The sequence below is a fragment of the Candidatus Rhabdochlamydia sp. T3358 genome (assembly GCF_901000775.1).
Taxonomy (GTDB): Bacteria; Chlamydiota; Chlamydiia; order Chlamydiales; family Rhabdochlamydiaceae; genus Rhabdochlamydia.
Genome location: NZ_CAAJGQ010000017.1, coordinates 98,028 through 112,456 on the forward strand (window position 1 = coordinate 98,028; position 14,429 = coordinate 112,456).

Here is a 14,429-nt window from a genome sequence, read left to right on the forward strand (position 1 = left end):
CTAAACAGTTTACGAAAAAAATTGAATTAACTCTTCTTGGCTTTCTTTAATTTTTTGTATTTCCCTTCTAACCTCTTCCTCGATGAAACGGTATTGATCAAAATTTTCAATCGTAGGCTCAAAACGATTTCCCGGTTTTCTATTTCCAAATTGATCATAATCTTCAGGCTCAAGTATTTCGTCAGGAAGTCTTATCCATTTTCTCACTCCAAAATTAGTGTATAAATCACGACTACTCAGCATGTGATTGTGTTTCAATTTACATTCCCATTGGAAGTAGGGCTTGTGTTTTGTTCAAAAGTATTATTTAAGTACTGCCTTATTTCATAAGATGATTGTTCCGCTGATACTCTTGCAATATCTGCCATAGGTACAATCACAGCTCTTTCTAAAAACTGCAGAGGTGTTTCTACATCATCTTCAGCTAGTATTGGACCTTTGAGCAATTGTATTAAAAGAGCTAAATACCTACTTGGAAGTTCTTTAGCTTTTAGACAAGCAAGCGCTTGGTTATTGTTTGGATTGCTGAATATTTTTTTGTTTCAGTTACGGAAAACCCTAATAGCATAAGTCGATTCACAACATTTGCCATTCGTAACATAGTACAATCATCTGCATTGCAATCATTTACCGCTTCAACAACATGTATAAAATCAAGAAATGCTGTTGCACATTTTGCAGCGAACCCTAAACTCATAACCCAGCCCCTAGATTGTTAAATAAAGGGTTGCATTGTAAATTTTTAATTAAATAAAAAACAATATTTTTTAAATATTTTTAGAATTGATCTTAAAATAAGAGCTCCGTCATAACTCTATTTATTGAACTATATAGCTAAATTAAAATGAGGAGTATGGGTTCACTGACCAAGCTGTGCAAATCCCTCTCTATGGCTTTAAGCAATCTCTCAATGTAGCTTCAGCTTTTGCAATTGTAGCCGCTGTGATTAGCAATCAACAAAGACGTAAAAACTAAAGACTTGTCATTTAGGAAGCAGCTGTTTTCCTATCATCCAAGTTTAGAATATGCTAATATACTTATTTCTTTTATGCATAATCAGATTTTTTTAAATAGGTCCTCAAGCATTGCTTGATTGGTTATTATTTCTTCAGAATACATGGTTGGCTTTAACCCCATTGTGGTAATTATGCAAAAGAAAAGCTGTTTTTTAGTTTTTGTCTGTTTCCGAAATACCTCCATTTTCTTTAAGAGCTCTTGGGCGTAAGATTTATCAATCGCAAATTGTTTGTTGGAACACTTTATTTCACATAGGGTAATCGCTCCATCAAGTCGATCAAAAAGGAGATCAATTTGAGCTCCTTCTTCATCACGTGTTTTAGGAATAAATCGCCAAGTTCCTACAGTCGCACCTGGATCGATTTTTAATGCTCTACGAATCTGATCGATATGTTTATAACACGTTGATTCAAACGATAATCCAGCCCAAATTTTCCAAGCTGGTTGATTTGATTGGGATATCCAAAATCCTTCGTTGATTGCTTTTTTAGCGATTATCTTCGAATTTGGTTCGATCCAATATAAATAGAAAAGACTGTATTCATCATCAATTAAATAGTAGACACCCTTATCTTTTCGCCCATAAGGAACAAGGCTCGTGATAAATCCTGCCTCTTCCAACTGATATAACTTACGAACAGTACTTCCTCCATCAGGAAGCTTAGATTTTGCAATCAGGTCAGCTTGCCCGATTCCATAACGATATTGAGCAATAATGCGAATAAGCACCGTGTAGGGTTTTGCATCTTCAAAAAGAGATTCGAATAACCGGCTAAATTCCTTGACTAAGGGACCATCGTTTTGAAAGCAGAGTTCATCAATGCATTGATGCACCGAACGCCCTTTTCGTATAAATGACCAGTACAGAGGAACTCCTCCAAGAATAATATAAAGATCAAGAATTTGGCGTTGAGTTAAATGAATCTGATGCTCCTTCAGAAAGCTTTCTGTTTCGTAGAGCGAAAAAGGCTTCAGATGAATAGTGCGAGTCACTCTATTATGAAGCCCCCCTTTATTATTAATAATATTTTCAATAATCCAAGATGTAGCTGATCCACAAATAATTAACTTAACGCGATTGTCAAAAACCCAATAACGATTCCAATACAATTCCAAAGCTGTAATCAGCTTGGATCGAGGTGTTGCCATCCAAGGAAACTCATCAAAAAACAGGACAACTTTTTCTTCTTTTGGAATTTTATTGATAGCTTGAGTGAGATCCTCAAAAGCATCAATCCAGCTAGATCGCGGAATAAGAGATGGACCTTGGTAAAAAGCAGCACCGATTTGTTTGGCAAACTCCCCCAATTGCTCCTTTAAAGAGCCTTTTTGAAGTCCTGTCACATGGAAAAAAACAGAGGGTAAGGAATCCATAAAATTTTTAATCAGATAGGTTTTCCCAACTCTACGACGTCCATAGATAGCAATGAACTCTGCCTTCTTGGAACCAAAAAGATCCCTCAGAAGTTCCTGTTCTCTTAAGCGCCCAATGATTTTTCCTTGAGAACCACCTTTGCAAAGATTTTTCTTTTTCATGTATTTCCCTTTTTTCTGCAGAAATTTTAATAGTCGCAATATGCTTATAATCAAATTATTAGATATTACTAGATTTATTCCGCCGGATATAAACATTTATATTCAGCGGATAATTCTAGTATTTACACTTTATCCGCTGATTATATTTTTGCAAAGACGGCGGATAAAATACAAGAAAAGAAAGTATCCGCCGGATATAAATATTTATATCCAGCGGATACGCAAAAAGGAGCTTAGACTTATATAGATGCTAAAAAACCTCAACGAGCATCTTGATCTTAAGCGCGCTGCTAATTTGACCTTCTAGTTTTTTAGTTTTTCTGTACACCCTAATATAGGATCTAAAGAACTATTGGCAGTAGGGGTTGTGTTTTGTTCAAGGGCATTTATTTAAGCAATGCTTTATTTCATAAACAGAATTTCTTAAGCTATCTATAAAAATGCCCCATACTTGGGCAGTGCGTACTTTGTGCTACTATCATCTAAGAGAAACCCATAGAACTAAAGAATCTAAGCTTAATAAGCTTTGTATTGCCCTAAGTTCTTCTTTTTGCGTTTGATTAAATGTAATAGATGCTGAGATTTCATTTTTTTGATTTATTAAATATTCATCAAGATCTGTAGGCAGTCTATTCACTTCTTGTAAAATCTCTATCCAATTTAAACTAGCTCTATTTTCTAAGGACATGGGAGAAATCATCCTATAAATACTCTTGATAAACTCGAAATAATTTCCTAAAGACCCTGGATGAGATGTACAAATCTTTTGTATATTCTCCAAATGAAGTTGCAATAAATTAGGATCAATCTTTTTTATTAGTTTAATAGTTAAAAAATATAACGACCTTTCTTCTGAAGAAACTTTACAGAGATTTGTAATATGCAACTCCTTTAATAAATCTAAAGAATTTGGATCTTCTAAATCTTGGCAAAGATTGGACAGGACATTCTTTAAATTAAGTATATTGTTTCTTAAATGAGTCCATATATCATCTTTTGTACAAAAACCGATAAATGTTTCGTTAGAAAGAGGTAGTATTTGTTTGATGATTTCTGCGCGATCACCTTCCCTAGTAGATAAACATGAAGCTAAAGACTCAAACTGCATTCTAGCGAAGGCTTCCCACGTTGGTGCATTAATCAATGGATTGTTTGCAACAATCATGTAACCCCCTCGAAAGATCTCCAAAATAGCCCAAGGTATTGTAAAAGAGCTACTTTTTAGAAGTTCTAGGCAGAAATGAGGCCTCTTATTACCAAGGTACAAGGGAAATGAAAGAGTTGTTAAAGCCGCATAGACAACCGTTTCTACAGAGGCTGCTAGAATTAAAAGAGAAAATCCTGCTTGTGCTACACCTATTCTTATCAATTGTTTTACAGGAGATGCCGTCTTAAGAGGCAAAGAAAACCGTTCTAGCTGCTCTTCTTCTCTGCCATAAGGGTTTCTCCAGGCTGATAACAATCCTGTAACTTTGCTTGAAAGACATGTAATACTCATGAAAACATCCTGATTTTTATAAAAAATTTTAAGTAATTTCAAAATAAAAATCAATAATTATTGATATATAGATCCTATAATTCAATTAATTGATAATTTTATTAATAATAACTATTAAAAAAACGAGATCTCTTTTATAAAAACCTTTATTAAATATTTTTTTTGACAAATAACCAAGCAAGCGCGATACACTAAAATAGAACTAAGGAGTGTGTTTTGAAGCTACCCCCTATTGCAGGATGGCCTACACAAACAAGCTTTGTAGAGGAGAAAAAAACAAAGAGAAAGCCTATGCGTAAGCTTAAAGGAAAAAAAAGAAGAGAAGTAAAATGATTAGAATCACTGGTTCCTTTCCTTCTTCTCCATTGCCCTTTCAAGATCCAATCAAAAAAATACAAAAACAGCTTTACGACAGTGTTGGGCAATTTAAAACCAAATTACAATCTCTAGATGCTATTAAAGCAAAAGATCCTCAATTTCTAGAAGAGTTTGCACATGGAACAATACAACTAAATTCCATTGTTGAAAAAATAGAAGAAAGCTCTAGAACATCCTCAGAAGATTTAAAAGACGCTGCTTATATTATGCATAATATCTTATATCAATCCCTATATAGTCCAAATAGTGCTTCTGAGACTACTTTGTTAAAAGCAGCAACTGACTTTAAAATAGAAGAAAACTCTGATTTAAGCCTGGTTTTACATAATTTCACAAAACATCCAAATCGCTTAGAAATGCTTATTCAAGAGCTTACCGTTATTATGGAAGATCTTGAGAATTAAAAAGGAATGACCTTCAAATCTTCTGCAACAATTGTTTTGGGAAAAATAACAGAAGCTTCTTGTAAAAACTCATTTAGATCTTGATAGCGAGCAGAAAAATGGGTCAACACCAATGTATCTACGTGAGCTTCTAGAGCAGCTTTAGCTGCTTGTTTAGCAGTTAAATGGTGATGCTTTTCAGCCAAATGGCTATGAGCTTCTAAATAGGTACTTTCACAGAGAAAAAGCTTAGCATGATCTGCTATCTTTATAAGAGCAGGACAAAATAGAGTATCAATAGCAACAGAGACCACATCTCCCTTGCGAACCCAGCTCACATCCTCTAATTTGATTTTTTTTCCTTGAATGACGAGTTCTTTTTTCTGCTTTAAAAGACGTACACTAGGACCAAAAACTCCAGCTTGCTGTAGTTTTTTTTGATCAAACTTAATTTGGTCTTTTTCTATAACACGCCAAGCTAAGTTATCAACTCCGTGTTCTAAAAAGCGCGCTTGAATCAAAAATTGTTCATCCTCATGAACAACCCCTTCTTCAAAAACAGGGTGTTCGATGATCTCAATCTGTTGGTGATAGATCGACCCATAGCGTAATCTTTCAAAATAGGTTTGGCCGCTGGCTGGGTAATAGCAATGAACTGGATGTGCGACCTTATCCAGATTTAAGCGCATTAACATAGAGCCCAATCCTAAACAGTGATCCCCATGGAAATGACTAATAAAAATACGTGTTACAGAAGTGGGGGCCACATTTGCAAAAATAAATTGTCTCTGCGTTCCCTCTCCTGGATCAAATAAAAAGCCTTCGGTTTTCCAAAGCAAAAGATAAGCGCCGTGATTGCGGGTGCGTGTGTGTTGCTGACTAGAACAACCTAAAATAACTAAACAACGCTGGCTCATGTAAGTCCTTTTTTAAACCAAGAAAGACATCCTAAAAAAGCTCCTGTAAGACCTCCTACAACGTGTGCGGTATTAGCAATCTGCAAAGTAGGTGCTAGATGATAAAACAGCCTAACCCCCCAGATAACCCCATCCAATACAACCATTGCGGCAACAAAGAAAAATAACAATAAAAGAGCGCTTTTTTGGACAGCATATCCTTCCCATGGAGCCTTTTTTTGTCGCATCCAAATAAATCCACCCATTCCTACTACTACACCTGAAATCCCAATAAAATAAGGACCGCTCATGATATATTGCGCAGTATTGCTAGCTATAGCAATTAAAAGCACTAATACCAGTATTTTCTTCTTACCTATTTTCAAATCTAGTTGCTTACCAAATAGGAAAATCCAAGCCATATTAAAAAGAATGTGTAAAAAATCGCGATGCAGAAAAATAGGCGTAATAAGACGCCAAATTTGCCCCTGTCTGATTTTTTCAAACATCGGAATTTGGCTTATCGCTTGCAGGCCCTCTTTTCGTATGGTAGGAAAAAGCTGCAATATCCCTTTCCAAGAAGGAATTGCTTCTATTTTTTCAAATTCTAATTGCGTTTCTAAAGATAGTTCATCTACATTCTGGAAGGTCTTCATAGGATGAGATTGAACAAATTGGTTTAACTCTTCAAAGGCTTTTGGATAATCAAACAGCAATTTTTGCATCAATGGTGTTAAAGAAACCTGAAGGGCTAGCGCTCCTTTGTTTTTCATAATCTGGCTTTCTTGAAAAGAATTCCATAAAAACAAAAAACAACAGATAAAAATCAGAAGAGGCGTAATCCCTCTTAATTTTCGAGAGGTCTGTATCTGAACTACAGAGGGCTCTATTAATTCTTCTTTCTTAAGTTCTTCTTTTACTTGAAACAAAGAGTCGTTGGGATTTTGATTAAACTGCAAAAACAACTCTGAAGCAGAGTTAAAATCTTCTTCTTTTTGAACCCATATACGATAAAAGGGTTTTTCCGCAGAGAGATTATCTGGTTCATAAGAGCTTTGTATCCCTTTTTGTAGTAAAAAAGAGTGAAATCTAATTGCTTTTTGCTCTGTGTCAAAAAGGCCTATTAATCGCATATTTTTTTAATCTTGTTAATGATGTAAGAAGTAGATAATCCTGGGATTTTTTCTACAATGTGCATTCTACCTTTTTGCCTAACTACAGTTTCACTTTCTATGCAATTTTGTCCATATTCAGAACCATTGACATGCACATCTGGTCGAATTTTCAACAAAACCTGTATAGGGTCTATCTCATTAAAATAGGTGACATAATCAACCATTTCCAATGCAGAGATCAATAAAATCCTTTGCTTTAAAGGAATAATCGGACGTTTTACATCCTTATACCGTTGAATAGATACATCTGTATTTAAGGCCACAATCAATATATCCGCTTGCAAAGAAGCTTGAAAAATAATTTCTAAATGTCCCGCATGTAAAAGATCAAAAGAGCCATTAAGTGTCGCAATTGTTTTTTTTTCTTCACGTAAACACTTTATTGTCTCTTGAAGATTTTCAGGTTCAATCACTTTTTTACAAACGCTCTCTTCAAAGCAAGAATTACTTGCTAAACGCGACATCAAATACCTCATCATAATGCGATACAAAATGCATCTGAATCCCTTTTTTGACATAAGAGGGAAGCTCATCGTAATCCCGTTGATTTTCCGATGGAAAAATTAATACTTTAGCCCCGGAGCGCTTTGCAGCGATCAATTTTTCCTTAACCCCTCCGATTGGTAAAATCTTACCGGTAAGCGTTAATTCTCCTGTCATCCCTAAATCCTCTATAACAGGTTGATCTTTTAAAAGGGAAAGCAAAGAGGTTACCATAGTAATCCCTGCTGAAGGTCCGTCTTTTGGAGTAGCTCCTTCAGGGATGTGTAGATGCACCTGAGACTTTTCAAAAAAGCTACCTCCTGGAATATATCGATTCACCTGACTATGCAAGAAAGTCCATGCAATTTGAGAGGATTCTTTCATCACGTTTCCGACTTGTCCTGTTAATTTCATTTCCGTCTTTTCTGCACTAACTTTAGTTGCTTCCACATACAAAGTAGCGCCTCCCAAAGAGGTCCAAGCAAGTCCCATACACACACCTACAGGGGTTCTTTCATAATAACGATCTGTAGTAAAAATGGGTTTGCCTAGAAAATCTTTTACATTACTCTCAGAAATTGAACTCTTTTTACACTCTGTCTCTTTTTCTTGTGCATTGACAACAGAAACAGCCACTTTACGCATGATTTTCTTGATATAATTCTCTAAGCTGCGAACACCTGCTTCTCGAGCATATCCATTGATAATTTGAGCAACTCCATCCTTAGTAAAATTAAGATCCGTTGTTTTTAATCCCATGTTTTTGCGGTTACGAGGGATTAAATATTTTTGAGCAATTTGGATCTTTTCCTCTGAGATATAGCCTGATAAACGCAGAATATCCATGCGATCTTTCAAAGGCTCTGGAATTGTATCTAAGATATTTGCTGTAACAATGAATAAAATATGGGACAAATCGCAACGAACATCAAGATAGTGATCCAGAAAATCTCTATTCTGCTCCGGATCTAAAACCTCTAATAAAGCAGAAGCTGGGTCTCCGTGGTAACTGGAGCTCATCTTATCAATCTCGTCTAGCATAATGACAGGGTTCATCGCTTGAGTAGATTTAAGCGCTTGAACAAGTTTTCCTGGCATAGACCCAATATAGGTACGGCGATGTCCTTTGATTTCTGCCTCATCACGCATACCACCTACAGAAAATCGATAAAAAGGTCTTTTTAAAGCCCTTGCAACGCTTTTTCCAATACTGGTTTTTCCTACTCCTGGAGGACCAACTAAGCAAATGATACTCCCCTTTACTCCACCAGAGAGTTTACCTACGGCAATGAATTCTAAAATTCTTTCCTTGATATCATTAAGACCATAGTGATCTTTCTCGAGTATTTTTTTTGCAATTTTTAAATCTAGCTTCTCTTCGCTATAAATACCCCAAGGAATAATCGTTAACCAATCTAGATAATTGCGACATACCGCGTATTCGGCTGATTGAACCTCCAATACACCTAGCTTTTCCATTTCATCTTCAATGACCTGCATAACATCAGGAGGAACCACTCTTTTTTTTAAGCGCCCCTCAAATTTTTCTACATCACAGGTTTTATCGTCTTTTTCTAGACCTAATTCTTTTTTGATGGTCTTTAGTTGCTGTCTGAGAAAAAATTCACGTTGAGCTTCTGAAATGTTGGCTTCTATTTTCTGATTAATACTATTTTGCAGTTTGCTTAAATCAATTTCTTTTTTTAATAAAAGCAAGGCTTTATCAATTCTACCCTGTAAATCAAAGGTTTCTAACACTTCTTGCAGCTCTTCTCTGCTAGCTGTTGTTAAAGCTACTGCAAAATCAGCTAATTTCCCGGGTTCGGTAAAGTCGGAGTGCCCTAAGAAAATTTGCAGCTCTTCTTTAAATAAAGGATTTAACTTCAAAAGTTCTTTAATCGTTGTAATAATACTAATCGAATAAGCTTTTAGCTCTTTGGAAAGCTGTTTTACTTCATCATGATGGTAGGTTACCTGTGCTTTAAGATACTTAAGGGTTTTAAAAGGTCTACGTATAGAAATACGTTTTTCCATATTTAAAACTACTTGTGCCCCGCCTTGTTCCATAGGAATAATCCGCAAAACACGCGCTAATACACCTACTTGATACAAATCATCAAAGCCCACCTTATAAATATTTGCATTCTCATTACGGGTTAAAAATAAACCCATACATTTATGCTCTGACTTGGCGACTAGTTTCAGGATTTCGTAAAAAGCTCCTGGCTCAACTACAATAGGCGCAGCCATGCCCGGGAAGAAAGGACGGCGACTAAGAGGAACTACAAATACTTCATGAGGAAAAGACTCTGCATTCTTATCCCGGTTTTTTTCATTTTTTACAGATTTCTGCATAGCTTCAACTAATGCTTCTTCTATTTTCTCTTCGTTTAAAATCTCGTCCTGCTCTTTTTGACTATCCAAAAATGATCTCCTAAATGGGATTACACCGAATGTATCATTAATAAAAGGCCATCAATTTATCAGCTCTAGAAAATATGCGCAATAAAGCAAACTATTTATAGATGGAAATATTGTTTAAAAATGATGCGATTTTTAGTCATTTTTGTTAGTCTAAATCAAATTTTCGGTGGAAAAAAATGTATACTCTTATTTTAGACACCAGTTCCAAGATAGCATTAATTGCTGTTGCAAAAGCAGATACAATCTGTGTATGTCATTCCTATGTGCATGAAAATCAACTTTCTAAGTCTTTTTTTCCAAACATTAAGAGCTTACTTACTTCCTATCCAAGAATAGATAAAATTGCCGTTGGTATAGGCCCGGGTTCTTACACAGGCACAAGAGTTGGAGTAACTATTGCTAGAACTCTGAGTTTTGGATTAAAAATTGTTTACCAATCTTTTTACTCCCCGTTGGCCTATCTACCTCATCATTTAGGCCGTTTTAGTTTTTTATTACCTAATAAATCAGGCCAGTTTTTAGTGATTAAAGGAATAAAAAAGGAAAATTCTCTTGAAAGCGAAGAGCCTGAACTTATAGAAAGCCAAGAAATTTTTGAAAAACTACTAGGCAGCGATTATATTATCTCTGATAGCTCCTTTGACATTTCTATTCCCTGCTATTCACCTACTGTTAACCCTCAGGCTCTCTTACCTTTGCTAAATAATCTTTCTTCAAACGCAGAAAATAAGGAAATATTTTACTATCATACACTTCCTATATAGGGCCTAAGATTTTTTAGATTTGAAAAATAAGCAGATTTTCCCTTAATATGATTAGATATCAAATCTTAAAAATAAGTTTTTTGATAAATCTTAAAACAGAGCCAATCGACCCTTATCTTTGGCTTAAGCTTTAAGAACTTAAGATGATTTAGATTAATTTGTAACTTAAGGAAAAATTGTTCATGCCCAGCGTTAAAGTCCGCACCGGAGAACCTCTTGATAAAGCTTTGAGGGCTTTGAAAAAGAAAGTTGATAAAGAAGGCATTATGAAGTCAGCTAAAACCCGTCTTTGTTATGATAAACCCTCTGTAAAAAGCCGAGCAAAATCAAAAGCAGCACAAAAATATAAAAAACCCAAAAGATTTTTAGGATTTTAGCACTTTAAAGACTCTTTTGCTAAATTATTGGCAGAAAACCAATTCTTTATGCTACACTAGCCTTTTACGAACTTAAAATTACCCCATTTATTATGAGTAGTTCCGATTATTATAAAGAGCTGGGTATATCTCGCGATGCTACCCAGGAAGAAATTAAAGCAGCTTATCGCAAAAACGCTCTTCAGTATCATCCTGATAAAAATCAAGGGAACCCCGAAGCTACAGAAAAATTTAAAAAAATCTCTCAAGCTTACGAAATCCTAGGAGATGAAGAAAAAAGGCGCCAATACGATCAATATGGCACTCATGATCCAAGAGCAGCAGGGTTTGGGTCATCAGGCAATGCTGGAGGGTTTTCTTCCATGGAAGAAGCTCTACGCACGTTCATGCACGCATTTGGCGGTAACGGCGGCGGTGAGTCCGTTTTCGATTCTTTTTTTGGAGGAGGATCTGAAGAAGCAGGGACTCAACAAGGCGCAAGTAAAAAAATAAACATTACACTCTCCTTTGAAGAAGCCGTAAAAGGAGCTGAAAAAGAAGCTAGCATTACAAATTATGTATGCTGCAGCACATGTAATGGATTAGGAGCTGCTTCAGTTAATGGGATTAAAAAATGTCCTGCTTGCCGAGGATGCGGTCAGATTCATCAGACACGTGGCTTTTTTAGCATGTCAAGCGTGTGCCATCAATGTTATGGACAAGGGAAAACGATCACTGATCCATGCAAAACATGTCATGGAGAAGGCAGAGTAAAGAAAAAACAAATAATTCCTATCAAAATACCAGCTGGTGTTGATACAGGAATGCGCCTTCGCATGTCTGGATATGGCGATGTAGGTGAGAGAGGTGGAACAGCAGGGGATCTCTATATTTTCATTACGATTAAACCTCATAATGTTTTTCAAAGAGATGGAGACAATGTAATCATTGAATTTCCTATCAGCTTTGTAGAAGCCTCATTAGGCTGTAAAAAAGAGATTCCAACTCCAACAGGAGACAACGCTCGTATTTCTATACCTGATGGGACTCAAAGCGGAAAAATATTACGAGTCAAAGGTGGAGGCTTTCCCAATGTTCGGGGAAAATCTAGAGGTGATTTGCTTGTGAAAATACTGATTGAAACGCCTATACGCCTTACTAGTGACCAAAAAGATTTACTAAAAAAATTCCAAGAATTAGAAACAGAGCGTAATAACCCTCTTCAGGGTAACTTTTCGGAAAAAGTTAAAGTTTTTTTTTCGGAATAACTAAAAGACTTGTAATCTTATTTCAAGGTTTGATAAATTACTTTTTTAGATCTCTTCAAAGATGAAAAAGCTGTGTTTACAAGCTACGAATTTTCGAATTACAAGTCTATTGCGTCAAACCCTTTAATCCATAAAAGCCTTAAAAAGGCATCTAGTTGTTTAGAACACTATAATGATGCTCTGCAATCCCATAGCAAAAAACAAGCACTGCTTTTACCTTTGCTGATTGCAGAAACCATTATTTCTCTAAAAATTCCTTTTAGCATAACGCAACTATCTCACCTATTTAACGATAAACCCGATTCCTTGTGGATTGATTACTTACATACACTAATTTACTTAACCAATCATCACAACAAACAACCTTTAAATATCTCTAAATTATGCTTTTTACATCAGCTGATTAAATACAACTCCTCGGTTAAAGGCTCTTTAGGTATTCTACGTACCCAGCAAAACTGGATCGGCCCGGAGGGCTGTGGTATAGAAAAAGCGTACTTCCTACCTCCGAGCCCAGAAGAGGTCCCTTCTTTAATCAATAAGTGGGTATCTTTCTTTAATACAAGTACAGCTTATCCTTTAATTCAATTAGCACTTGCCTATGGTCAATTTCTCGTTATTCATCCTTTTATGGATGGAAATGGTAGGATTGCTAGGCTGCTTATCCCGTGCTTCTTACATCAACACAAATTACTAATTAAGCCTATTTTCTGCCCCAGCGATTATTTTTCTAAACACCGCAAAGAATATTGCAAAAGGCTATTTGATCTCTCTTCTGATCTAGCTTGGATTAAATGGATCAATTTTTTCCTAAAAGCCATAACTTCTCAAGCTAAGAGACAAACTCAGTTAATGAATCAGTTAGCTCTGTTATATCAGCAATTAGCAAAACAGCTTAACGGGCAGATAAGTCATTCCGAAATCTATCAGCTTTTAGACTTTTGTTTTTGTCAGCCTATTTTTAAAAAGACACATTTCCCCTTTACTAGGGAAATGCATATATTACAGAAATTGGGATTGCTCCAACAAGACAAGGACAGCTTTCTATTTATTCCTGTGGTTTCTTATCTTAAAAAGATAACCTCGAAAAAATTTATCTCGAGGTTATCTTTTAAAAATTAGCCGTAGATATGACCTAAGCCATCTTCTCCACCTGTAGTACTTCTACCCAACATGGAAAAAGAAGGTTTTTTTCTTCTTCTAGATGTTGTTTTCTTTCTAGTAGTTCTTTTTTTAGTACTAGTGCTCTTTGCAGCTTTTCTTTTAGTAGCTTTAGCTCTTTTTGGAGCCGCTTTTCTAACTGTTTTTCTTTTAGCTTTAGCTCTTTTTGGAGCTGCTTTTCTAACTGTTTTTCTTTTAGCTTTAGCTCTTTTTGGAGCTGCTTTTCTAACTGTTTTTCTTTTAGTAGCTTTAGCTCTTTTTGGAGCTGCTTTCCTAGTTGTTCTTCTTTTAGTTACTCTTTTTTTAGTTGCCGTCTTTCTTGTGGCCATAAAAAAGATTCCTCCTGTTAATTGTAAGTCCTATAGCAGGCTCAATATACTAACCCCTATAATTTTCACATTCTCAGGAAGAAAGTTTTTATTCAATAAAAAATCTTAATTTTATTTAATAAATCGTAATTTTTTTATATTTTTATCATTTAAAACAAAGAAAACACATGATTATTTATCAAAATTCATACAAAAGACTAACAGGAATTTGAACAAAAATAATTCCATTGACACCTATCTTTAATTTAGTTTAAAAAAAATTTAATTACTTAATAATGAGTAGCATCGTTCACAAGGAGGATCGCTTGTCTTTAGATCATTTTGATGGAGAAAAGGTTCTTTTAACAGATCAAGAATGGAGAAAAAAGCTCTCCCCTGACCAATATGACATCCTCAGACGAAAAGGAACAGAAAATGCGTTCCACAATAAGTACTATAACCTAAAAAAACACGGAATTTATTTTTGTGCAGGCTGCTCTCTTCCTCTTTTTAGTTCAGATACCAAATACGATTCAGGAACGGGATGGCCTAGTTTCTGGGCACCGATTACAGAAGAAAATATCAGTTACCAAAAAGACAGTAGTTTATTTAGCACAAGAACAGAAGTTCTCTGCAGCAGATGCGACGGACATTTAGGGCATCTCTTTGATGATGGACCTAAACCAACGGGTAAAAGGTATTGCCTAAATTCCGAAGCACTGCATTTTGAAGAAAGCTCTGACTAAAACGTAATAATTGCTGATTGTGTCCTATTTCTAAAA

Annotated in this window: 16 protein-coding genes; 6 read left to right on the forward strand and 10 right to left on the reverse strand. The window is 35.6% G+C overall.

The window, feature by feature from the left end; all coding sequences use genetic code 11:
• Nucleotides 1–9: 9 nt before the first annotated feature.
• From RHTP_RS05585 to RHTP_RS05610, 5 genes are all read right to left on the reverse strand, one after another.
• Nucleotides 10–258: a hypothetical protein gene (locus tag RHTP_RS05585; RefSeq protein WP_138107138.1), complete on the reverse strand. Its 249-nt coding sequence runs from the start codon at nt 256–258 to the stop codon at nt 10–12.
• Entirely contained in the window at nt 255–446 is a 192-nt protein-coding gene (locus tag RHTP_RS05590; protein WP_138107139.1) for a hypothetical protein, read from the reverse strand. The genes RHTP_RS05585 and RHTP_RS05590 overlap by 4 nt, the downstream gene beginning before the upstream one ends.
• A gap of 44 nt (nt 447–490) precedes the next feature.
• On the reverse strand, nt 491–697 hold the full coding sequence (locus RHTP_RS05595) for a hypothetical protein (RefSeq protein WP_138107140.1): 207 nt from the start codon (nt 695–697) through the stop codon (nt 491–493).
• Between the two features lie 359 nt (nt 698–1,056).
• Nucleotides 1,057–2,553: an AAA family ATPase gene (locus RHTP_RS05605; RefSeq protein WP_171005752.1), complete on the reverse strand. Its 1,497-nt coding sequence runs from the start codon at nt 2,551–2,553 to the stop codon at nt 1,057–1,059.
• 478 nt (nt 2,554–3,031) lie between these two features.
• Nucleotides 3,032–4,051, reverse strand: a complete 1,020-nt coding sequence (locus RHTP_RS05610; RefSeq protein WP_138107143.1) for a hypothetical protein — start codon at nt 4,049–4,051, stop codon at nt 3,032–3,034.
• Nucleotides 4,052–4,380: 329 nt separating this feature from the next.
• Here RHTP_RS05610 and RHTP_RS05615 point away from each other — a divergent pair, with 329 nt between their 5' ends.
• Nucleotides 4,381–4,833, forward strand: coding sequence for a hypothetical protein (locus RHTP_RS05615; protein WP_138107144.1), 453 nt, complete (start codon nt 4,381–4,383; stop codon nt 4,831–4,833).
• Here RHTP_RS05615 and RHTP_RS05620 read toward each other — a convergent pair.
• The 4 genes from RHTP_RS05620 to lon are packed head-to-tail and all read right to left on the reverse strand — an operon-like array spanning nt 4,830 to nt 9,790.
• Nucleotides 4,830–5,729, reverse strand: coding sequence for a ribonuclease Z (locus tag RHTP_RS05620; protein WP_138107145.1), 900 nt, complete (start codon nt 5,727–5,729; stop codon nt 4,830–4,832). The genes RHTP_RS05615 and RHTP_RS05620 overlap by 4 nt on opposite strands.
• Nucleotides 5,726–6,841 (reverse strand): rhomboid family intramembrane serine protease, encoded by a 1,116-nt coding sequence (locus RHTP_RS05625; protein WP_138107146.1) that lies wholly within the window; start codon nt 6,839–6,841, stop codon nt 5,726–5,728. The genes RHTP_RS05620 and RHTP_RS05625 overlap by 4 nt, the downstream gene beginning before the upstream one ends.
• Nucleotides 6,832–7,347 (reverse strand): adenylyltransferase/cytidyltransferase family protein, encoded by a 516-nt coding sequence (locus tag RHTP_RS05630; RefSeq protein WP_138107147.1) that lies wholly within the window; start codon nt 7,345–7,347, stop codon nt 6,832–6,834. Before RHTP_RS05630 ends, RHTP_RS05625 begins: the two co-directional genes overlap by 10 nt.
• Nucleotides 7,328–9,790, reverse strand: a complete 2,463-nt coding sequence (gene lon, locus RHTP_RS05635) for an endopeptidase La (protein ID WP_244609530.1) — start codon at nt 9,788–9,790, stop codon at nt 7,328–7,330. The genes RHTP_RS05630 and lon overlap by 20 nt, the downstream gene beginning before the upstream one ends.
• Before the next feature lie 176 nt (nt 9,791–9,966).
• Between lon and tsaB the strand changes: the two genes are divergently transcribed.
• The 4 genes from tsaB (at nt 9,967) to RHTP_RS05655 (ending at nt 13,300) form a co-directional block, all read left to right on the forward strand.
• A complete protein-coding gene (gene tsaB / locus RHTP_RS05640; RefSeq protein ID WP_138107148.1) occupies nt 9,967–10,554 on the forward strand; it encodes a tRNA (adenosine(37)-N6)-threonylcarbamoyltransferase complex dimerization subunit type 1 TsaB in 588 nt (195 codons plus the stop codon).
• Nucleotides 10,555–10,736: 182 nt separating this feature from the next.
• Nucleotides 10,737–10,931, forward strand: coding sequence for a 30S ribosomal protein S21 (rpsU, locus tag RHTP_RS05645; RefSeq protein WP_138107149.1), 195 nt, complete (start codon nt 10,737–10,739; stop codon nt 10,929–10,931).
• 92 nt (nt 10,932–11,023) lie between these two features.
• Nucleotides 11,024–12,178 (forward strand): molecular chaperone DnaJ, encoded by a 1,155-nt coding sequence (gene dnaJ / locus RHTP_RS05650; protein WP_138107150.1) that lies wholly within the window; start codon nt 11,024–11,026, stop codon nt 12,176–12,178.
• 72 nt (nt 12,179–12,250) lie between these two features.
• On the forward strand, nt 12,251–13,300 hold the full coding sequence (locus tag RHTP_RS05655) for a Fic family protein (RefSeq protein WP_171005753.1): 1,050 nt from the start codon (nt 12,251–12,253) through the stop codon (nt 13,298–13,300).
• Here the strand turns inward: RHTP_RS05655 and RHTP_RS08820 are convergent.
• Nucleotides 13,297–13,668: a histone-like protein 2 gene (locus RHTP_RS08820; protein ID WP_171005754.1), complete on the reverse strand. Its 372-nt coding sequence runs from the start codon at nt 13,666–13,668 to the stop codon at nt 13,297–13,299. The genes RHTP_RS05655 and RHTP_RS08820 overlap by 4 nt on opposite strands.
• A gap of 275 nt (nt 13,669–13,943) precedes the next feature.
• Here RHTP_RS08820 and msrB point away from each other — a divergent pair, with 275 nt between their 5' ends.
• Nucleotides 13,944–14,393: a peptide-methionine (R)-S-oxide reductase MsrB gene (gene msrB, locus RHTP_RS05665; protein WP_138107152.1), complete on the forward strand. Its 450-nt coding sequence runs from the start codon at nt 13,944–13,946 to the stop codon at nt 14,391–14,393.
• The last annotated feature ends 36 nt before the right edge of the window (nt 14,394–14,429 follow it).

Bases quoted from the DNA above. Each gene is read 5' to 3' on its own strand.
- RHTP_RS05630 (WP_138107147.1), bottom strand. From the start codon at position 7,347: ATGTCGCGTTTAGCAAGTAATTCTTGCTTTGAAGAGAGCGTTTGTAAA.
- RHTP_RS05620 (WP_138107145.1), bottom strand. From the start codon at position 5,729: ATGAGCCAGCGTTGTTTAGTTATTTTAGGTTGTTCTAGTCAGCAACAC.
- tsaB (WP_138107148.1), top strand. From the start codon at position 9,967: ATGTATACTCTTATTTTAGACACCAGTTCCAAGATAGCATTAATTGCT.
- rpsU (WP_138107149.1), top strand. From the start codon at position 10,737: ATGCCCAGCGTTAAAGTCCGCACCGGAGAACCTCTTGATAAAGCTTTG.
- RHTP_RS05610 (WP_138107143.1), bottom strand. From the start codon at position 4,051: ATGAGTATTACATGTCTTTCAAGCAAAGTTACAGGATTGTTATCAGCC.
- dnaJ (WP_138107150.1), top strand. From the start codon at position 11,024: ATGAGTAGTTCCGATTATTATAAAGAGCTGGGTATATCTCGCGATGCT.
- RHTP_RS05615 (WP_138107144.1), top strand. From the start codon at position 4,381: ATGATTAGAATCACTGGTTCCTTTCCTTCTTCTCCATTGCCCTTTCAA.
- RHTP_RS05625 (WP_138107146.1), bottom strand. From the start codon at position 6,841: ATGCGATTAATAGGCCTTTTTGACACAGAGCAAAAAGCAATTAGATTT.
- msrB (WP_138107152.1), top strand. From the start codon at position 13,944: ATGAGTAGCATCGTTCACAAGGAGGATCGCTTGTCTTTAGATCATTTT.
- RHTP_RS08820 (WP_171005754.1), bottom strand. From the start codon at position 13,668: ATGGCCACAAGAAAGACGGCAACTAAAAAAAGAGTAACTAAAAGAAGA.
- RHTP_RS05595 (WP_138107140.1), bottom strand. From the start codon at position 697: ATGAGTTTAGGGTTCGCTGCAAAATGTGCAACAGCATTTCTTGATTTT.
- RHTP_RS05605 (WP_171005752.1), bottom strand. From the start codon at position 2,553: ATGAAAAAGAAAAATCTTTGCAAAGGTGGTTCTCAAGGAAAAATCATT.